We start from the raw sequence: 17,239 nt of genomic DNA, 5'->3' as shown, positions 1-17,239 counted from the left end.
TACGAGGAGAGGGTTTTCCCCGAACGCGGGTAAAAGAGCGTGCCGCGGCGGATACGCGGCTCGTTGATGGAAATCGTCTGACCACAACGTGGCGTATTGAAGGGTGAGAGCGGCAGGAAGTGATGGCTTGAAGCGGGGGGTAAAAGCGGGCAGTTAAAGCTGAGCGTAAAAGCGGCGGCTTAAAGCGCGAGCACCGTCACACCCACCTCCACCCGATGCGCCCCGCCCCCCAGGATCATCCCGCGCAGCAGGGATACGTCGCTGTAATCGCGGCCGATCGCGAGCGTCACGTGGTCCATATCGGCGAGCACGTCATTGGTGGGGTCGAGATCGATCCAGCCACTCTCCGGGCAATACACGGACACCCACGCATGCGAGGCATCCGCACCGATCAAGCGCGGTTGCCCAGGCGGCGGATCGTTACGCAGATAACCGCTCACATAGCGCGCCGGCAAGCCCAGCGAACGCAAACAGCCGATCATCACCTGCGCGAAGTCCTGGCACACCCCGCTCTTCAATTCGAAAGCGCGCTCGGCGGGCGTGTCGAACATCGTCGCCGAAGGTTTGTACGCGAAGTCTTCGTGAATCCGGTGCATCAGATCAATCGCGCCCGCCACGATCGGCATGCCGGGAGGGAAGCTCGGCAGTGCGTAAGCGCGCAACGACGGCCGCGGCACGATGTTCGGCGACGCAAAGCAGAACTCCACCTCGGGCCGGAACTCGCCACCGACCCAAAAGCGCAACGCGTCCGCCACCTCTTCCCATTCCGGCGTCTCGTCGGGGTCGAGGTCGGTCCAGCGCGGCATCAGCGCCACCGTCGTTTCGCTGACGAGTTGCAGGCGTTCGTGAGGCGCGTCCAAGGCGAAGTACAACACGTCGTTACCGAATGCATCGAGACGGCTAGTCTGATACGACGGCTCCGGTTCGATCTTTTCACTGTGCGAGACCACCCGCTGCCACGAACAGGCAATCGGACGGATCGTCGCGAGATGCTGGGCGGTCTCCACGTACGTGGAGTAGTGGTAGGTCGTGCGATGCGAGACGGACAACACGGTCGGCGCGTTCTTCATGACCACACCCTTGATGCGACCGTACTGGCATGACTGAAATAGCGCGCGCTGATCTCATGCGCCGCCGCGCCGACATAGCCGCCAATCTGATCGCACACTGCAATCAGCTCGGCGTATGAATCATCTTCGTCGATTGCGCACAGCGATTCGAGCGTCGGCAACGAAGCGGCAGGCGGCATCAATTCCGCAAATGGCCGATGCCGCATGCAGCCCGCCGCCACGGCGATCTCGTCGAGCTTTTTGCGCAGGCGTTCATAGACGCCGTAGATGCCGCGCGGATTGGTGGGCTCGATCACCAGCAGGTCGAGCAAAGCCGGCACTTCGAAACGGCCCGGATACAGCGAGCGATAGGTCAGCGTGCTGTCGAACAATTGCAACAGCAGATCGAACCCGGCCGGTGTCACGAGCTGGCCTTTATCGGCGACCACGCGCAGGAACGACGTCATCGCCGATACCCGCTCGATGTGCCGTCCGACGAAGAGCAGACGCCACGCTTCGTCGCGTGTCATGCGGTCGCCTTGCGCGCCGCTAATCGCCGACAATTGCACCGACAGGCGTTCGAGTGCATTCATCAGCGTCACGCGGTCATAACGATCGTAGCGTTCGCTGCGCTCAGCGCGGCCGTTGCCATTCGCGCCGCCCTGCGATGAACCACCGCCATTACCATTGCCAGTCCCATTGCCGTTGAAACCCGCGGCCGGCATCAAAGTCTGCAATGCATCGCGAAAGTCGTTGCGCGCCGCGAGAATCGTGCGCCAATGATCGTTCGACAAACGCCCCCGCACTTCACCGTTCGAACGCGCCTGGTAGTTGAGGTTCTGGCCGATGCTCGCAGCGCCCGTGCTCTCGATCAGATTCGCGACCAGCGCGCGCTCGAATGCCTGCGGCGAATACGGCGAGGACATATCGCCGGACTGCACAAGGCCGCAATGCAAGGCGAGCTCGACCAGCGTGGGGAACATCGCGTCGGCGTCGTTGCCTTCCAGCGAGCCGAGAATCAGGCGCAACAGCCGCACATTGTTTTCGGCGCGTTCGCCATAACGTCCGGCCCAGAACAGATTTTCCGCCGCGCGGCTCGACACGGTGCGATGCTTGCGCGCAAGGTCGGCGGGTTGCATCGGCGAAGGCAGCAGCGTGAAGGTCGAGGTCGGCTGACTCGACAGCACCCACGTATCGACGCTGCTGCCGCCATATTGCATCGACACCGTCGTCTGACGCTCGGCGGCCATACGCGTGAAGCCGCCGGGCATCACATGCCAGCCGCCGTTGAAGTCGGCGATCGCATAGACGCGCAGCACCGACGGACGGCGGCCGATGGTGCCATCCTCATAACGTGGCGTGCAGGAAAAGCGCAGCGGTTGCTGGATCGTATAGGTGTCGGGCATCGCTTCGATCCGTTCGCGCCATGTCGACAGCCGCTGTCTGCCCTGCTCGATCCCGGGCGGCGCATCGCGTGGCGCGACCGGCCATGTCGGCACGATGAACGCTTCGTCCTGACGCGCGAACGCATGCTCGCGCGCCGCCTTTTCGCCGCACCACCACGTCGCCACGCTCGGCAGCACGAGGTCTTCGTCGAGCAACACTTCGGCGATGCCCGGCAAAAAACCATGCAAGGCCGGCGATTCGACAAAACCCGAACCCGGCACGTTCGACACGATCACGTTGCCCGCTCGCATCACCTGCAACAGGCCCGGCACGCCGATGCTCGAATCCGCGCGCAGTTCGACCGGATCGCAGAACGCATCGTCCAGACGGCGCAGCACGACGTGCACACGTTCGAGGCCACCGAGCGTCTTCAGATACAGCATGTCGTCGCGTACCGTCAGGTCCTTGCCTTCGACCAGCGTGACGCCGAGATAGCGCGCCAGAAACACGTGCTCGAAGTAAGTCTCGCTAAACGGCCCGGGTGTGAGCAGCGCGATATGCGGCGAACGATCGGCCCTCGAACTGTCGGGCTCCATCGTGCACTGTGCGGCCTGCACGAGTGTCGCGATCAGCTGCGAATAAGTCGGCGCGAGGCGGCTCACGCGCATCGTGCGGAACGGATCGGCGAACAGCGTCGACACGATCAGGCGATTTTCCAGCGCATAACCGAGGCCGGATGGCGCCTCGGTGCGATGCGCCATCACGGTCCAGTTACCGCCGGGCGTACGCGCCAGATCGACGGCGACCACCTGCAGATATTGCCCGCCAGGCGGCGTGAAGCCCTTCACGGAGCGCAGATAACCCGGATGCCCGAACACCAGCGCAGGCGGCAACTGCCCACGTTCGAGCAAGGTCTGCGGCCCATAAATATCGGCGACGATCGCATTGAGCAGGTGCGCGCGCTGCGTCACGCCACGCTCGATATGCGCCCACTCGGCCTCGCTGATCAGGAACGGCAGCAGGTCGAGCGCCCACGGCCGCGGCTCGCCGTTGTCCGCGTAGACGTTGTAGCTGATGTCGTTGTCGCGGATCTGCTGCGCGATCGACGCGTAGTGATCCTCCAATCGCGCGATGCCGTCTTCGCCGAGCCGCTCGAAGAACTGCCGCCACGGTGCGCGCAACGCGCCTGAGGCATCGCGTAACTCGTCCCAATGTCCCTCGTAGGCCGGCAACAGCCGCAATAAGGACGAAGCGTCCGCGCGGGCGGCGGACGTTTCGAAAGGAAAAGTCGATTGAAAGGCCAAGGTCGTGTCGTTCTTAAAAGTATGTTGCCGCTTTTCAGTCTACCAGGTTACCAGGTTACCAGTACCGCAGGTCCAGCGTGAACGGAAACTCCAGGCTGCGCGGCGGCCTCTCGACCGTGAGCGGCCCCGGCGTATGCCCGGACGAGAAGAAGCGCGCGCGCCGCCGGCTTTCCGCCTCATAGGCGTTGACCGGGAAGGTCTCATAGTTGCGCCCGCCCGGATGAGCGACATGATACTGGCATCCGCCCACCGAGCGGCCAGTCCACGTATCGACCAGATCGAAGGTGAGCGGCGCATCCACGCCGATGGTCGGGTGCAGCGCCGACGGTTGCGACCACGCGCGAAAGCGCACGCCGGCCACATATTCGCTGACGCGGCCGGTCGGCTGAAGCGGAACCGGCACCCCGTTGACGGTCAGCACATGACGGTTGTCGTTCAAACCAAGCGCGTGCACTTCGAGCCTTTCCACCGACGAATCCACGTAACGCACCGTGCCGCCCGGCGAGCCCTCCTCGCCCATCACGTGCCAGGGTTCCAGCGCGTTGCGAATGGTCAGCGAGACGCCGTTCACCGTGGTCGCGCCGACCAGCGGGAAGCGGAATTCGAAGTGCGGCGCGAACCAGCTGCTCTCGAAGGCGAAGCCCGCCTGGTTGAGTTCGCCGAGCACGTCGTCGAAATCCATTTTCGCGAAGGTGCCGAGCAGAAAGCGGTCATGCAGTTCCGTGCCCCAGCGCGTGAGCCGCTGCGTGTACGGCGTGTGCCAGAAGCGCGCCACCAGCGCGCGCAGCAGCAACTGCTGCACGAGACTCATGCGCGCATGCGGCGGCATTTCAAAACCGCGCAATTCGAGCAGGCCGAGGCGGCCAGTCGGACCATCAGGCGAATAGAGTTTGTCGATGCAGAATTCGGCGCGGTGTGTGTTGCCCGTCACATCGATCAGAATGTTGCGCAACGAGCGGTCGATCATCCACGCCGGCAGATTCGCGCTGTCGCGGCCGCCGAGCAGATCGATCTGCCGCTGCAACTCGCGGAACGCCACTTCGAGTTCATACACCTGATCGTTGCGTGCTTCATCGACGCGCGGCGCCTGGCTCGTCGGCCCGATAAAGAGCCCGGAAAACAGATACGACAGCGAAGGATGGTTGTGCCAATACGCGATCAGACTCGCGAGCAGATCGGGGCGTCGCAGGAAAGGACTGTCGGCAGGCGTCGCGCCGCCGAGCACGAAGTGGTTGCCGCCGCCGGTTCCGGTATGCCGGCCGTCGGTCATGAACTTCTCGCTGCTCAAATAGCTCTCGGCCGCGGACTGATACAGGTACTCCGTGTTGTCGACCAGTTGCGCCCAGCTCGAAGCCGGATGAATGTTCACCTCGATCACACCCGGGTCCGGCGTCACCTGCAGGACTTTCAGGCGCGCATCGCGCGGCGGCGGGTAGCCCTCGAGCACCACCTTCATCTGCAACTCAGCCGCCGTCGCTTCGACCGCGGCGAGCAGGTCGAGATAATCATCGAGTTCCGTGAGCGGCGGCATGAACACATGCAGCAGCGAACGGCCGCTGCCGAACGCTTCGGTTTCCGCTTTCGGACCGGCGGCACGTTTCGGGTCGCGCGCTTCCACGCAGATCGCCGTACGCAATGTTTCCTTCGACGACTGCCCGCGCGCGGGCGCCTGCTCATCGCCCGGTTGCGGCGCAAACGCCAGCACCCCGCTGCCCGCCATGCCGCTCAGCAACTCCGCCGCTGACGACGACAAAGCCGCCGCCTGCCGCGCTTCGGCGGCGCTCAGGGTGCGGCGGGCCTCACCGTCGCCGTCGTATTGCATGCGCAATTGCGCGGCCGGGCGCAACGGCACCGGCGGCGCAAACGGATCGTGCGCGTGCTGATACGGATAGTCGGTCTTCGACACCCACGGCAGCGAGTCGAGCGGCAAGCGATAACCCATCGGCGAGTCGCCGGGAATCAGGAACATACGGTCGTCGCGGAAGAACCACCGGCCGCTAACCCACTTCGGCGCCTCGTGCGGCACATCGCGTTCGCGCGCGAGCGGCAGGACAAAACCGGTCGCGCCACCCAGGCCCGCATCGAACACGCGCCGCAGACGCACGCGTTCCAGCTCGTCGTCCAGACGCGCATCGAGCGGATCGACATTGACCGGCAGGCGGCGCTCGCGCCACAGGTAGTACCAGACGTCTTCGAAACCGGGCTGGATGCAGTCGTGGTCGACTCCCAGCTTGCTCGTCAGATGAGAGAGGAAACGTTGCGCGTCGGCTGCCGTGTAGGTGCCCGGCTCGCGTTCGTCGGCGAACAGCGTGGGGTCCTGCCAGCACGGTTCGCCATCGGCGCGCCAGTAGAGCGACATCGCCCAGCGCGGCAACTGCTCGCCCGGATACCACTTGCCCTGGCCGATGTGCAGAAAGCCGTTTGCGCCGTAGCGCGAGCGCAGCTTGTCCATCAGCGCGACCGCGTAGCCGCGTTTGGTGGGGCCGAGCGCGTCAGTGTTCCACTCGGCGGCGTCGCGATCGCGCACCGACACGAAGGTCGGCTCGCCGCCCATCGTCAGGCGCACGTCCATCTCGGTGAGGCGCTGGTCGACCTGTTCGCCCATTTTCAGCACGTCGCCCCACACCGCTTCGCTGAACGGCCTGGTGACGCGCGGCGTCTCCAGGACCCGTTCAATCGACATGGTGTGCTCGAACTCGACTTCGGATTCGTCGACCGCGCCTGAGATCGGCGCCGCGCTGCCGGGTTCGGGCGTGCAGGCGACCGGGATATGGCCTTCACCGGCGAGCAGGCCGGAGGTCGGATCGAGACCGATCCAGCCCGCACCCGGCAGGTACACCTCGCACCATGCGTGCAGGTCGGTGAAGTCGACTTCGGTGCCGCTCGGGCCGTCGATGGATTTGACGTCGGGCGCGAGCTGCAGCAGGTAGCCGGAGACGAAGCGCGCCGCCAGCCCCAATTGCCGCAGCGTCTCGACCAGCAGCCAGCCCGAATCGCGGCACGAGCCCGCGGCGCTCACCAGCGTTTCCTCGGGCGTCTGCACGCCGGGTTCCATGCGGATCAGGTAGCGGATCTCGCGTTGCAGCCGCTGATTCAGTGCGACGAGGAAGTCGGCCGTGATCATTGGCGTGCGGTCGATACTCGCGACGAACTCGGCAAAGCGTGGCGTCATGGGGCGCTTGACGCGGTACGGCGCGAGTTCCAGCGCGAGGCCGGGCGCATACTCGAACGGAAACTTTTCCGCCGACGGTTCGAGAAAGAAGTCGAACGGGTTATAGACGGCCATCTCGGCGACCAGATCCACGGTCACCTTGAATTCGCGCGTCTTCTCGGGGAAGACGAGGCGTGCCTGATAGTTGGCAAACGCGTCCTGCTGCCAGTTGATGAAGTGTTCGGCCGGTTCGACCCGCATCGAATAAGACAGAATGGGGGTCCGGCAATGCGGCGCAGGCCTGAGCCGCACGACCTGGGGCGACAGCGCAACCAGCCTGTCGTAGCGGTAATGTGTGACATGATTCAACGCGACGCGTATGGACACACCGGACTCCTGGACAAAGGATGGCAGCCCGCCAAAAAGCAAGCTTCATGCCGTTGATCGAAAAACCGCGTGAACTGCCTGACCCGCCCGGATTAGCGCCTGCTACGAAGTTTGCCGCGTCTACCGACCGTCCGGCCGATCGATCCACGCGCCTTTCCACTGCTTTTTCGAAGGCCGCGCACCAAAGCGGCGCAGCGCCAATGCACGATCATGTACGTAATGTGCGTTAAACCAGTGACGTCTGGCAAATGCGGCATGAAGATTGCACATCGCCTTCGCTCTTGCAGGCGCCTGGGGATGCCCGGCGACCGACATACGGCCTGCCGGCAAAGCGCCCCCCTGCTGCTCCATGACTGCCCCCACCCCTCCGGGCTCGATCGATGAAAACCTTCCACTGCAATCGCTGCTCGCATCTTGTGTTCTACGAAAACGTGCGCTGTGAACGGTGCGAGTCATTGCTCGGATACGTACCCGAACTGGCCGAAATCAGCGCCTTCGAAGAAGCCGATGACGAACGCTGGCGCAGTCTGCATCCGCGTGCCGAGGGCGCCCTGTTCCGGCAGTGCCACAACTACGCCGTCGAAAATGTCTGCAACTGGATGATCCCCGCCGACTCGCCCGACACATTGTGCCGTGCCTGCCAGCTCACGCGCACGATTCCGAATCTGAGCACGCCGGATAACCGGCTCTACTGGTATCGGCTGGAGATGGCGAAACGGCGTCTGCTGTACACGCTGGCCGCGCTCGGCCTCGACGTGCCGTCGCGCCAGGCCGATCCGGAGCATGGATTGGAATTCGAATTCCTCGAGGACGGCGAAGACGGTTCGCGCGTCATGACCGGCCACGACGACGGCCTTATCACGCTGAATATCGCCGAAGCCGACGACGCCTACCGCGAAAAGGTGCGCAGCGCGATGGGCGAGCCCTTCCGCACGCTGCTCGGCCACTTCCGCCATGAGACGGGCCACTACTACTTCAGCCAGTTGATCGAGAGCGATCCGCGCTGGCTCAAGCCGTTCCGCAAGCTGTTCGGCGACGAGCGTGCCGACTACGGCAAGGCGTTGACGGCCTACTACCGCGACGGCGCACCGGCGGACTGGCAGGCCTCGACGATCAGCGCCTATGCGACGACACATCCTTGGGAAGATTGGGCCGAGACGTGGGCGCACTACCTGCTGATCGTCGACGTGCTGGATACCTCGACGTCGTACGGCCTCGCCCTGTTGCCCGACGACCCGAGCGAGCCGACGCTGACTGACCGCACGCCGGTGGAAGACGCGAGCTTCGAAAATCTGATGAAGCGCTGGTTTCCGCTCACCTATGCGTTGAACAGCCTGAACCGCAGTCTCGGCATGCCCGACGCTTATCCGTTCACGCTGGCCTCGCCGGTGATGGACAAGTTGCGGTTCGTGCATCGGCTGATTGCGGCAGTCGGCGACAAAACGCAACCGCGCGAAGTGGCGACGCCGGCGGGTGGTGCCGGGGCGGTGCAGGCGCCGCAGCAATCCAAGCCCGCTGCCACCAAAACAGCACCCGCCAAGCGGGCCGCACGCCGGCGTTAGTCCAATTGCAATGCCCGCACGTGACACACTTCGCGCCCCCACAAAAAAGCCCGCTGCCGAATAAACCGGCAGCGGGCTTTTTCCCATCGGAGCGAAACCTGGCTATCGCTCAATACGCGACGTAAGGCCCCGTCCCGCCAGGCGTCGCCTGCTGCTCGACAGCGGCATACACGTTACGCCCGTAGAAGAACGGCAGGCCCCAGTCGAAAATCGACGACGTCACAAAGGCCGGTCCCGCCAGCAGCGGCAACGCCGAATCGCCGCTGTACGTCTGCGAAATGGTCGTCGCATTGCCGACGCTGAAGTTCACCGTGCTCGTCGTGCCGTTCACCCCCTGGATCATGGCACTCAACGACTGGGTCGACACCGGGCAGTAGTACGCGTTATTGGGGCTTGCGCATGCAGGCATTGCACTGGTCTGGAAGAACAGGCCGGTCGAGCCGCTGTCCAGAATACTGCTCGAATACGTCGTGCCGTTCTGCACCGTCGTAAAAGTGCCATTCGACGGACTCACACCGATCACCTGCGCGCTGCCTAGCGAATTGTTGCTCTGCGTGCCGATGCCGAACACCAATTGCCCACTCACCGACTGCGCGCCGCCCGACACCATCGGCAGGCTCAGCATCGAACCGTTGTTGTCGGTCGCAAAGTACGGAATCGGATTGGCGACCTGCAGCGGTTCAGCGAGCGGAATCGACGTGCATGCCGTGCCGTTGCAACCGTAGTACGTGCCGGCCACCGCATTCTGCACACAGTTCGCGCCGCAATCGTGCTTGAACACGCCGATGCCCAGAATGCCATTAGCCTGCAACGTAGCCGGTGTGTTGCGCGACGCACCGTAGCTCGCGCAATCGGACGGCAGCGAAGCGTAGTTCGGATCGATCACCTGGATCGGCAGCGAGGCCGCTTTTTCACCCGCGATCTGCAGGTCCGCGAGCTTCACCGAACCCCATGTGTAGCCGTCGAAGAACTGCATGCATTCGGCGACCAGATTGCCCGAGGCGTCCTTCTGCTGCGGCAGCGTCATCGAAGCGGGCAATTGCGAGGCGAACACGCGCACGCCCCATGAACCGGTATCCACCAGCATGTGGTCGATGGTCTGGCACTGGGTCGTGCCGGGCACGCAAATCGTGACGCTGACAAACGGCATGTTCGGCACGTTGCTCACGCCGGAGTCGACCGATACGAGGACCGCGTTGTCGGCTACCACTTGCGGCGAAGGCGAAGCATTGGTGACGGTGGGACCGGCCGACAGGCTCGTCGTACTGCTGGAACTCGCCGAGGGGCTGGAACCGCTGGAGCCGCCGCCTCCGCCGCCGCAGGCACTGACGAGCAACGCGAGCAGCGCCGCGCACAACACGGTCACGAACGAAGAAGATTGACGCATGATCCGCTCCGTTATTGAATGACGCCGACATCGACGCCCGCGGGCACCGCTTGCGGCAGATACGCATAGCCGGCGAACGCACGCAGGTGCCCGCCGGAGTAGACCACCAGATCGCTGGTGGACACCGCGAGCGGCGTGCCACGCCGCGTTGCGGTGACGGCGACGTACTGGTCGAACGACGTGCCCAGGATGGATTTCAGATCCGGCAATGTCGGGCCTTGCCACGCGACACCAAACGCGGTGCCGTTGGGCGCAACGTACTCACGTACGAGCGTGCCGGACGGCATCGTCATCAGGTGCACCGAATACGCGCTTTGCGTAGTTGCTGTATGCGTCACTGCGCGCAGGCGTGTCTGATCGCTGTCGACGGTGCTGACGTTCTGGCCGAGCGTGGCGTGCGCGGCAAACGACAGCGCGCAGCTTGCCCCGAGCATTGCGCGAGCAATGCTGATAGAGAGCTTCGGTTTCAAGAGATGTCCTTCGAGGTGAAACGCTCGTGGCCGGCGGGTGAGCCCATCACGAGCGGGAATCCAGGGGTGCACTCCGGACCGGTGGTGCCGGTACTGCATTCACACCGGTTGGGTTGCGTGAATGCGTCTACGGAGTGGCGGCGCGAAACTTTAGGCATCGCGACGTGGCACAGCAATCGTTTGCGGGACGATTTAAACCTTCCGCGAGCGCGATGCCGTTTCAGACTGTTTGAAATTTGCGGACCGGATCACCAAGGGGCGGCGTTTCGATGCATTTTTTTCCGCTTCTCCCTGTTTAAAGCGAACACCCTGAAAAAATAACGGGGCCGCAGCAGAAAAATATCGATGCGTGTAGCATGTGACGAGCGATGTAAGCGTTCGCTGAATAATTCGCGTTCGCGGGCCTGTTTCATCTGATCATTGCGGCGCGTGCAGACTGCATTTGTGTGAAGAGAAAATCGCGGGATGGGGGTGATTCGAGGCGAAAAAAATGCCGCGGATAATTTGATCGCCATCCGCGGCACCTGGCACTTCATTGCTGCTTCATTGCGAATTCATTGCGAATTCCGCGAGTGGCGCCGGATCCGAATCGAGCGATCCGACGCGGGCGCGCCGGTTACTTTTTCTGCTGCTGCAAGAGCGATTTGAGCTCCTGCACATTTTCTTCTACGCGTTTTGCGATCACCGCGTACGACTCAGCCTGCGTCTGATACGCGGCTTGCGCCAACTGCTGCATATCGGCGAGCGACTTATGCAGGCTTTGCTGGATCAGTTCGGCGGCTTTCGCCGGAGGCGCGGCGCCGCCGGCCGACAGCTGCCCCGTGAGCGACTGCAATTCGCCCAGCGTGGTACGCAGCATCTCGGTCTGTTTCTGCGCGAGCGACTGCATGCCCTGGAAGGCCGTCTGATTCGCTTGAACCAGTGCCTCCATATCCTTGCGTCGTGCTTCCATGATGGCGGGTACGTCGAAGCCGGGGAGCTTGAACTGCTCCAGCATTTTGGTGAAATCGCCAAACGGATTGGCGGCGTCAGGTCGGTCCATGCGAAATCCTCCTTAACGATTGAATACTCGCCCGCAGTGCATCGCCGCGATGGGCCTCTCCGGCATATGCACCCGTGGCGTCGCGTGCGCCGCGCCTCCCGCAGAGGCTTGCTGCTTCTAGGGTCGGACGGCACATTGCTTCAATCATGCGCCATCCAGCCACATTGCGCCAGCGGGCACACCCTGGCGTCGTCTGTCTTCGTGCCGACGCGCACACTCGTTCGCTTTGGGGCCCGGTCATTCCAAATCACGGAACGGAACACGGCAATCCATCCCGACGCAAGATCAGTTGGAAGCGCTCCCGCCAAAAAGCAGCGTAGCCATTCAGCAGGCTACGTTGGCTTTCGCACATAGCCGCCTCGCTGCCCACTTTTCATCTTCCCTCAGGTGATTAGGATAAGAACACCGCAACGCTAGTGCCAGGTGAAGAATGCGCTATCCGCTGAACATGGCCGTCGCCGCCGCGCTTCTCGTCTTCGTTCTTTGCTGCATCATCCAGCTCGCCTTGAGCTGATGTCCTCGCCGTCGCTTTCACCCCCTGCCTGAACCACCCCGCAGCGGCCTGTTTCGCCGTGACATAGCGCGAAATAATTGTTGAATGGAGTTTGGGAAGTGACTCACCCATACTTCGTTTCGCTGCCGGTGCGTACGAAAAAAGACGCATGAGATCAAGGGTGCTTTAGTGAAAATGCGCGTGCGAACGCGATCCCGATGATCACCGATCCCACGGTTGCCCGATCATCGGAAGATGCGTTCGAACATAACGGCACCCAGTGCCGACGACAGGATGAACATGTTGACTTCAGTGAGTTTCCTCAAAAAGAATGCCGCTCGTTTTGCATGCGTCGCGATGGTTTTCGGCAGCGCGCTCCTGACCGGCTGCGCCGGCGGCACCATCAGCAACGCGACCCAGACCAGCGCACAGCCGCAAGTGCGCCCGGACAACATTTATGTCTACACGTTCGACACCAATCCGGATCAGGTGAAACTGGACAATGGCGGCATGCTGAAGAAATTGAAATCGCAGCTCGACGGCTCGTCCCCCGCGGACAAGCAATCCGCCGATGCGATCGCCGTGCGTGAGCAGGTCGCCAACGAAATCGTGCATCAATTGCAGTCGATTGGGCTGCGCGCGATTCGCTCGGACATCCCCGCCCCCGCCGACCAGAACGTCCTGCTCGTACAAGGCAGCTTCGACACGATCGACCAGGGCAATCGCCGCCGCCGCGTGCTGATCGGCCTCGGCGCAGGCAAGAGCGAGGTTAGCAGCTCCGTGCAGATTCTGTACAAACCAGCGGGCGGCACCGCGCGGCTGGTGCAAAGTTTCAATGCCACCGGCGACAGCGGCAAGGCACCCGGTATGGCAGAAACAGCCGGCGTGGGCGCCGCGGTCGGGAGCGTCGCGACCTCAGCGGCTGTGGGCGGTGGCCTGCACGCTGTATCCGAAACCAAGAAGGCCGGTGTTTCAGCGGACGCGAAGCGTCTGGCCGACGCGGTGGCAAAACAGGTGGCGCAGATCGGCGTAAGCGGGGGCTGGCTCTCGACGGAGCACATCAAAGGATAAGCAACCCGCAGCAGGATTGATCTGCAAATAGCGCGCGGCAGGGTGTGTGGAATTCACACCCTGCCGCGCGCTTTATTACGCCCTCACCGCTTTCGCGTAGCGCAGCGCTTAAGCGACGGCGAAGCGGGGCTGGTGCGCACGCGCGTTGCCGGCACCGTGCATCAGAATTCGCTGCGGCGTGCCGAGCTGGACGCCGGGTTTCCAGGCTTGTTGGAAGCGGTCATCAAACAGATCGTCAATGAGCCGGCGTTGAGCGAACCGGCCTGATAGCCGGCTGAGGTACGCCTACGCGCCGCCCTTTTCCATCGCGCGTTGATAAGCGGGACGCGCCTCGATGCGATCGACGAACGCAGTGATATTCGGGAACGCGTCGCGTCCACAAAACTTCAGGCACGTCTGAGCCACGAAGGAGAGTTGGATATCGACACCAGTCAATTCATCGCCCATGAAGTAGTCGCGGCCGGCCAATTCCTGATTCAGAAAACCGAGGTGATTCTGCAACTCACTTTCGATTCTCGGTTGCAACGGAGCAGCACCGTCGCCAAGACGTGCCGTGTACACCTTCAACATCAATGGCAGCATGGCGGAGCCTTCCGCGTAGTGCAGAAACTGCGCGTAACGGTCGTACGCGTCGGTTCCGTATGCCGGGCTCAGGCGGCCGTTGCCATGGTGGCGAATCAGATAGTCGACAATCGCGCCCGACTCGAAAATCACCTTTTCGCCGTCACGAATCACGGGGGCCTTGCCCAGCGGATGGATCGCCATCAATTCCGGGGGAGCGAGACGGGTCTGCGGATTCCGCTGGTACTGAACGAGCTGATAGTCGAGGCCGAGTTCTTCGAGCAGCCACGTAATGCGGCGCGAACGGGATTCATTGAGGTGATGGACTTCGATCATGGATTGGGCTTTGGAGTCGACGAGAAAAAATGCGGCCAACGCCTGCCGTGCATCCGATCGATAGATTCGGACAGACAGCCAGGCGTTGGAGATAGCTTGCGAACTGGCATTGGGACGGTACTTCGCTACACGGCGCGGCGCGCGGTGCAGCGAAAAGGCCCGCTGCTTATTTAAACCGCAGCAGCACCTTGCCCTTGCGCGCGCTCTTCTCGCTCGCCGCTGCCGCTTGCGCCGCGTTTTCGACGTCGAAGACGGCTTCGACTGGCAGCTTCAACTCGCCCGATGCAGCGAGCTTCAGCAGTTCACCGATCATTCGCGCTTTATCCGCGCCAGACGTGACCTCGGACACCTTGGTCGCCCAGAAACCTTTGACGGTCGCCTGCTTGAAGATCGCGTCGCCGGAGCTGAGGCGCATCGGCTCACCGGACATGGCGCCAAACGAAACCAGCGTGCCGTTCTCGCCAAGCAGACTGAAGATGTCTCCGCTGGCATCGCCACCAACCGAATCGACACCCGCTACCAGCGGCGCATCGCCGACGATGCCACGAACCTGCTTCTTCCAGCCGTCGCTTTCGGTCGACACCGCATTGCCGATGCCCACCTCGGCCAATTCCGCAATGCCCGACTCGCGCCGGACCAGATTGACCACATTGATGCCGCGTGCGTTGGCCAGCATCGCCAGGGTCTTACCAACCGCACCGTTCGCCGTATTCTGGATGAACCACTGACCGGGCTCCAGATGCAGATACTCCAGCAACATCACCGCGCTCAACGGCATGGCGATCAACTGACAGCCTGTTTCGTCGTCGATCGCGTCGGGCAGCGGGATGACCGCTGCCGCCGGCGCCAGAACGTAATCGGCCCAGGCTTCGTAGATGCCGGCCACCACCACGCGCTGACCGACTTTCACGTGATCGACACCCTCGCCGATCGCGTCGATTACACCGGCGACTTCAGTGCCGCCCACAGCCGGCAGTTTCGGCTTGTAGCCGTATTGACCGCGAATCGTCCACAGGTCGTGATTGTGGATCGACGACATGGTGGATTTGATGCGCACCTGTCCTGCGCCGGGATTCGGCGTGGGGCGGTCCGCGACCTGCAGCACGTCGGTGGGATTGCCGAAAGAGGAATAGATAACGCTACGCACAATCAATCTCCTGGAATGTGCAACGGTAAGGACTCCGCTCTGCACGGAGTTAGTGGTTCTGCGAGTGATTTTGCGAGTGCTTCTTCAGCGAGCGCTTCTGTGAGTGCTTCTGCTGGTGCTTCTGTTCGAGAGGCGTCAATAGCGTCACGGTCTCGGCCTCGACCGCGGCACGGTCAAGGCGCGCGAAGTACGCTGACGGTGACCGCCATGGCTTGTGCCATCGCGCTTCCATCCTGTCGCAGCTTGGTGACGAGCGCCGCGCCGAGCCACATGTGATAAAGGAGTTCGGCGGCTTCCTTGGCCTTGATCTCCGGCGAAAGCGAGCCATCTGCTTTACCTTCTTCGATCACGGACGCCAGACGCGTCATCAAGCGGTCGACGCCGTCGCGCAGCACGATGCGCATCTCATCGGACAGGTCGCCGACTTCCGCGCTCAGCTTCACCACCAGACACTTTTCGTCGCCGTCCTGATCGAGTTGCGCCTGTTGCCAGGCGGCCCAATAACTCAGCAGCTTGTCGCGGCCGTTGAACCCGGGCTGACCGAACAGCTCGTCAAGGCGCGCCGCGTAGTCGGCGACATACTGCTGCAGCAACTCGCTGCCGAACGATTCCTTCGAGCCGAAGTAGTGATAGAACGACCCCTTCGGGATCTCGGCAGTGGTCAGAATCTCGTTCAGCCCGACCGCGACAAAGCCTTTGCGCGCGATCAGGGCGCGCCCGGCGTCGAGGATGTGCCGACGAATGTGGGGATGGCTAGCTCTCATAGGAACCGGATTATGGCTTCAATTAGACCAGTCGTCTAGAGCGCATAAATACGGCTGCGCATGGCCGAGGTTGAGCGCCCTATCCGGGCGGCAATCGTGGAAAGGCGAGCGGATCGCGTGTCGAAATGGATTTACAACCGGCTTGCGTTCCCCGCGTGCGTACGCTGTTCGATCAGGTTGCAGGGCGGATTCGTTGGGAAGCTGCTGGCGGCTCGGCTTAATGTGCCCGTCACCTTCCAGCAATATGGCGGTGTCATGATGATGCTTCGTACCCGCCCCTGCGGCTCGAGAAATTGCAGCCGGATGCGCTGCAGTCCGACACCGCCCGGGCGGGCACGACGCCAGCTAAATCTTGCATCGAACCACAATGCCAGGTTTAGCCCTTCGCGGGACGCCCCGTCTTCACCGTCTCGAGCGACGACACCGCAGCAAGCAGGCGCTGCGGCGCTGCCGACTCCAGCATCATCAAGCCTGCTCGCAACAGTTCGCTCTTCTTGACCGGCACGCCGGCGTCAAGGCACTTCTGCTTGAGCGACGCGATCTTGTCATAGTCCGATTTCGGCATCGTGAAGCTGTCGCGCACGACTTTCTCTTTCTTCGGCGCCTTGGCTTTCTTTGCTTCAGGAGTGGCGGCAGGCGTAGCTTCCGCGGTTGCCGAGCGCTTCGGCTTGGTTGCTTTCTTGACGACCGGCGCTGCTTCCGCTGCTACCGAACGCTTCGCTTTGGCCGCCTTCTTGGCGACCGGCACCGCTTCCACGGTTGCCGAACGCTTTGCTTTGGCCGCCTTCTTGACAACAGGCGCCGCTTCCGCCGTTGCCGAGCGCTTTGCTTTGGCTGCTTTCTTAACGGCAGGCGTCGCTTCCGAAGCCGCCGAGCGCTTCGCTTTACCCGCCTTCTTACCGGCAGGGGCCCCTTCCGCGGCTGCCGAGCGCTTCGTTTTGGCCGACTTCTTGACGACAGGCGCCGCTTCCGCCGGCTGTTCCGGCGCGACGTCCTGCGCCGCGCCGTCCGCCGCGTGCTTAGCCGAACTCTTCGGGAAATGGAACGCCTTCTTGGTGTGCTCCCGAGTGACGGGTGCTGTCATGTTTACCTCCGAATTGATAACTGTATAAACAGTATATATCGTTTA

15 protein-coding genes are annotated in these 17,239 nt (G+C 62.7%); 3 read left to right on the top strand and 12 right to left on the bottom strand.

The window, feature by feature from the left end; genetic code table 11:
• Nucleotides 1-179: 179 nt before the first annotated feature.
• The 3 genes from GNZ12_RS31980 to GNZ12_RS31970 are packed head-to-tail and all read right to left on the bottom strand — an operon-like array spanning nt 180 to nt 7,277.
• Complete coding sequence (locus tag GNZ12_RS31980; RefSeq protein ID WP_172314011.1) at nt 180-1,070, bottom strand: transglutaminase family protein; 891 nt, start codon at nt 1,068-1,070, stop codon at nt 180-182.
• Nucleotides 1,067-3,739, bottom strand: coding sequence for a circularly permuted type 2 ATP-grasp protein (locus GNZ12_RS31975; protein ID WP_172314010.1), 2,673 nt, complete (start codon nt 3,737-3,739; stop codon nt 1,067-1,069). Before GNZ12_RS31975 ends, GNZ12_RS31980 begins: the two co-directional genes overlap by 4 nt.
• A 55-nt stretch (nt 3,740-3,794) precedes the next feature.
• Nucleotides 3,795-7,277, bottom strand: a complete 3,483-nt coding sequence (locus GNZ12_RS31970; protein ID WP_172314008.1) for a transglutaminase family protein — start codon at nt 7,275-7,277, stop codon at nt 3,795-3,797.
• 380 nt (nt 7,278-7,657) lie between these two features.
• Here GNZ12_RS31970 and GNZ12_RS31965 point away from each other — a divergent pair, with 380 nt between their 5' ends.
• Nucleotides 7,658-8,839 carry a zinc-binding metallopeptidase family protein gene (locus GNZ12_RS31965; protein WP_172314006.1) on the top strand — a complete coding sequence of 394 codons (1,182 nt, stop codon included), beginning with the start codon at nt 7,658-7,660 and terminating at the stop codon, nt 8,837-8,839.
• 109 nt (nt 8,840-8,948) lie between these two features.
• Here GNZ12_RS31965 and GNZ12_RS31960 read toward each other — a convergent pair whose 3' ends face one another.
• From GNZ12_RS31960 to GNZ12_RS31940, 5 genes are all read right to left on the bottom strand, one after another.
• Nucleotides 8,949-10,226 (bottom strand): DUF3443 domain-containing protein, encoded by a 1,278-nt coding sequence (locus GNZ12_RS31960; RefSeq protein WP_172314004.1) that lies wholly within the window; start codon nt 10,224-10,226, stop codon nt 8,949-8,951.
• A gap of 11 nt (nt 10,227-10,237) precedes the next feature.
• Nucleotides 10,238-10,660, bottom strand: a complete 423-nt coding sequence (locus tag GNZ12_RS31955) for a DUF2844 domain-containing protein (RefSeq protein WP_172314132.1) — start codon at nt 10,658-10,660, stop codon at nt 10,238-10,240.
• Between the two features lie 284 nt (nt 10,661-10,944).
• Complete coding sequence (locus GNZ12_RS31950) at nt 10,945-11,211, bottom strand: hypothetical protein (RefSeq protein ID WP_172314002.1); 267 nt, start codon at nt 11,209-11,211, stop codon at nt 10,945-10,947.
• A gap of 101 nt (nt 11,212-11,312) precedes the next feature.
• Nucleotides 11,313-11,738 (bottom strand): phasin family protein, encoded by a 426-nt coding sequence (gene phaP, locus GNZ12_RS31945; protein WP_074286572.1) that lies wholly within the window; start codon nt 11,736-11,738, stop codon nt 11,313-11,315.
• Nucleotides 11,739-12,129: 391 nt separating this feature from the next.
• Nucleotides 12,130-12,363, bottom strand: coding sequence for a hypothetical protein (locus GNZ12_RS31940; protein WP_172314000.1), 234 nt, complete (start codon nt 12,361-12,363; stop codon nt 12,130-12,132).
• A 168-nt stretch (nt 12,364-12,531) separates the two neighbouring features.
• On the opposite strand from GNZ12_RS31940, the gene GNZ12_RS31935 reads away from it, so the two are divergent.
• A complete protein-coding gene (locus GNZ12_RS31935) occupies nt 12,532-13,302 on the top strand; it encodes a DUF4410 domain-containing protein (protein WP_172313998.1) in 771 nt (256 codons plus the stop codon).
• Between the two features lie 132 nt (nt 13,303-13,434).
• Nucleotides 13,435-13,569: a hypothetical protein gene (locus GNZ12_RS45115; RefSeq protein WP_268959047.1), complete on the top strand. Its 135-nt coding sequence runs from the start codon at nt 13,435-13,437 to the stop codon at nt 13,567-13,569.
• An 18-nt stretch (nt 13,570-13,587) separates the two neighbouring features.
• Here the strand turns inward: GNZ12_RS45115 and GNZ12_RS31925 are convergent, their stop codons facing one another.
• The 4 genes from GNZ12_RS31925 to GNZ12_RS45615 all read right to left on the bottom strand — a co-directional run bounded on the left by GNZ12_RS31925 (nt 13,588) and on the right by GNZ12_RS45615 (nt 17,194).
• Nucleotides 13,588-14,199, bottom strand: coding sequence for a glutathione S-transferase family protein (locus GNZ12_RS31925; RefSeq protein WP_172313996.1), 612 nt, complete (start codon nt 14,197-14,199; stop codon nt 13,588-13,590).
• A 166-nt stretch (nt 14,200-14,365) separates the two neighbouring features.
• On the bottom strand, nt 14,366-15,346 hold the full coding sequence (locus tag GNZ12_RS31920) for a zinc-binding dehydrogenase (RefSeq protein ID WP_172313994.1): 981 nt from the start codon (nt 15,344-15,346) through the stop codon (nt 14,366-14,368).
• Nucleotides 15,347-15,519: 173 nt separating this feature from the next.
• Nucleotides 15,520-16,110 carry a TetR/AcrR family transcriptional regulator gene (locus GNZ12_RS31915; RefSeq protein WP_172313992.1) on the bottom strand — a complete coding sequence of 197 codons (591 nt, stop codon included), beginning with the start codon at nt 16,108-16,110 and terminating at the stop codon, nt 15,520-15,522.
• A gap of 376 nt (nt 16,111-16,486) precedes the next feature.
• Nucleotides 16,487-17,194, bottom strand: a complete 708-nt coding sequence (locus GNZ12_RS45615) for a hypothetical protein (protein ID WP_172313990.1) — start codon at nt 17,192-17,194, stop codon at nt 16,487-16,489.
• Nucleotides 17,195-17,239: the final 45 nt, after the last annotated feature.

It is taken from the genome of Paraburkholderia solitsugae (assembly GCF_013177695.1).
Taxonomy (GTDB): domain Bacteria; phylum Pseudomonadota; class Gammaproteobacteria; order Burkholderiales; family Burkholderiaceae; genus Paraburkholderia; species Paraburkholderia solitsugae.
The sequence above is the reverse complement of the archived record's forward strand: the minus strand, read 5'-3'. Positions and strand labels throughout refer to the sequence as shown.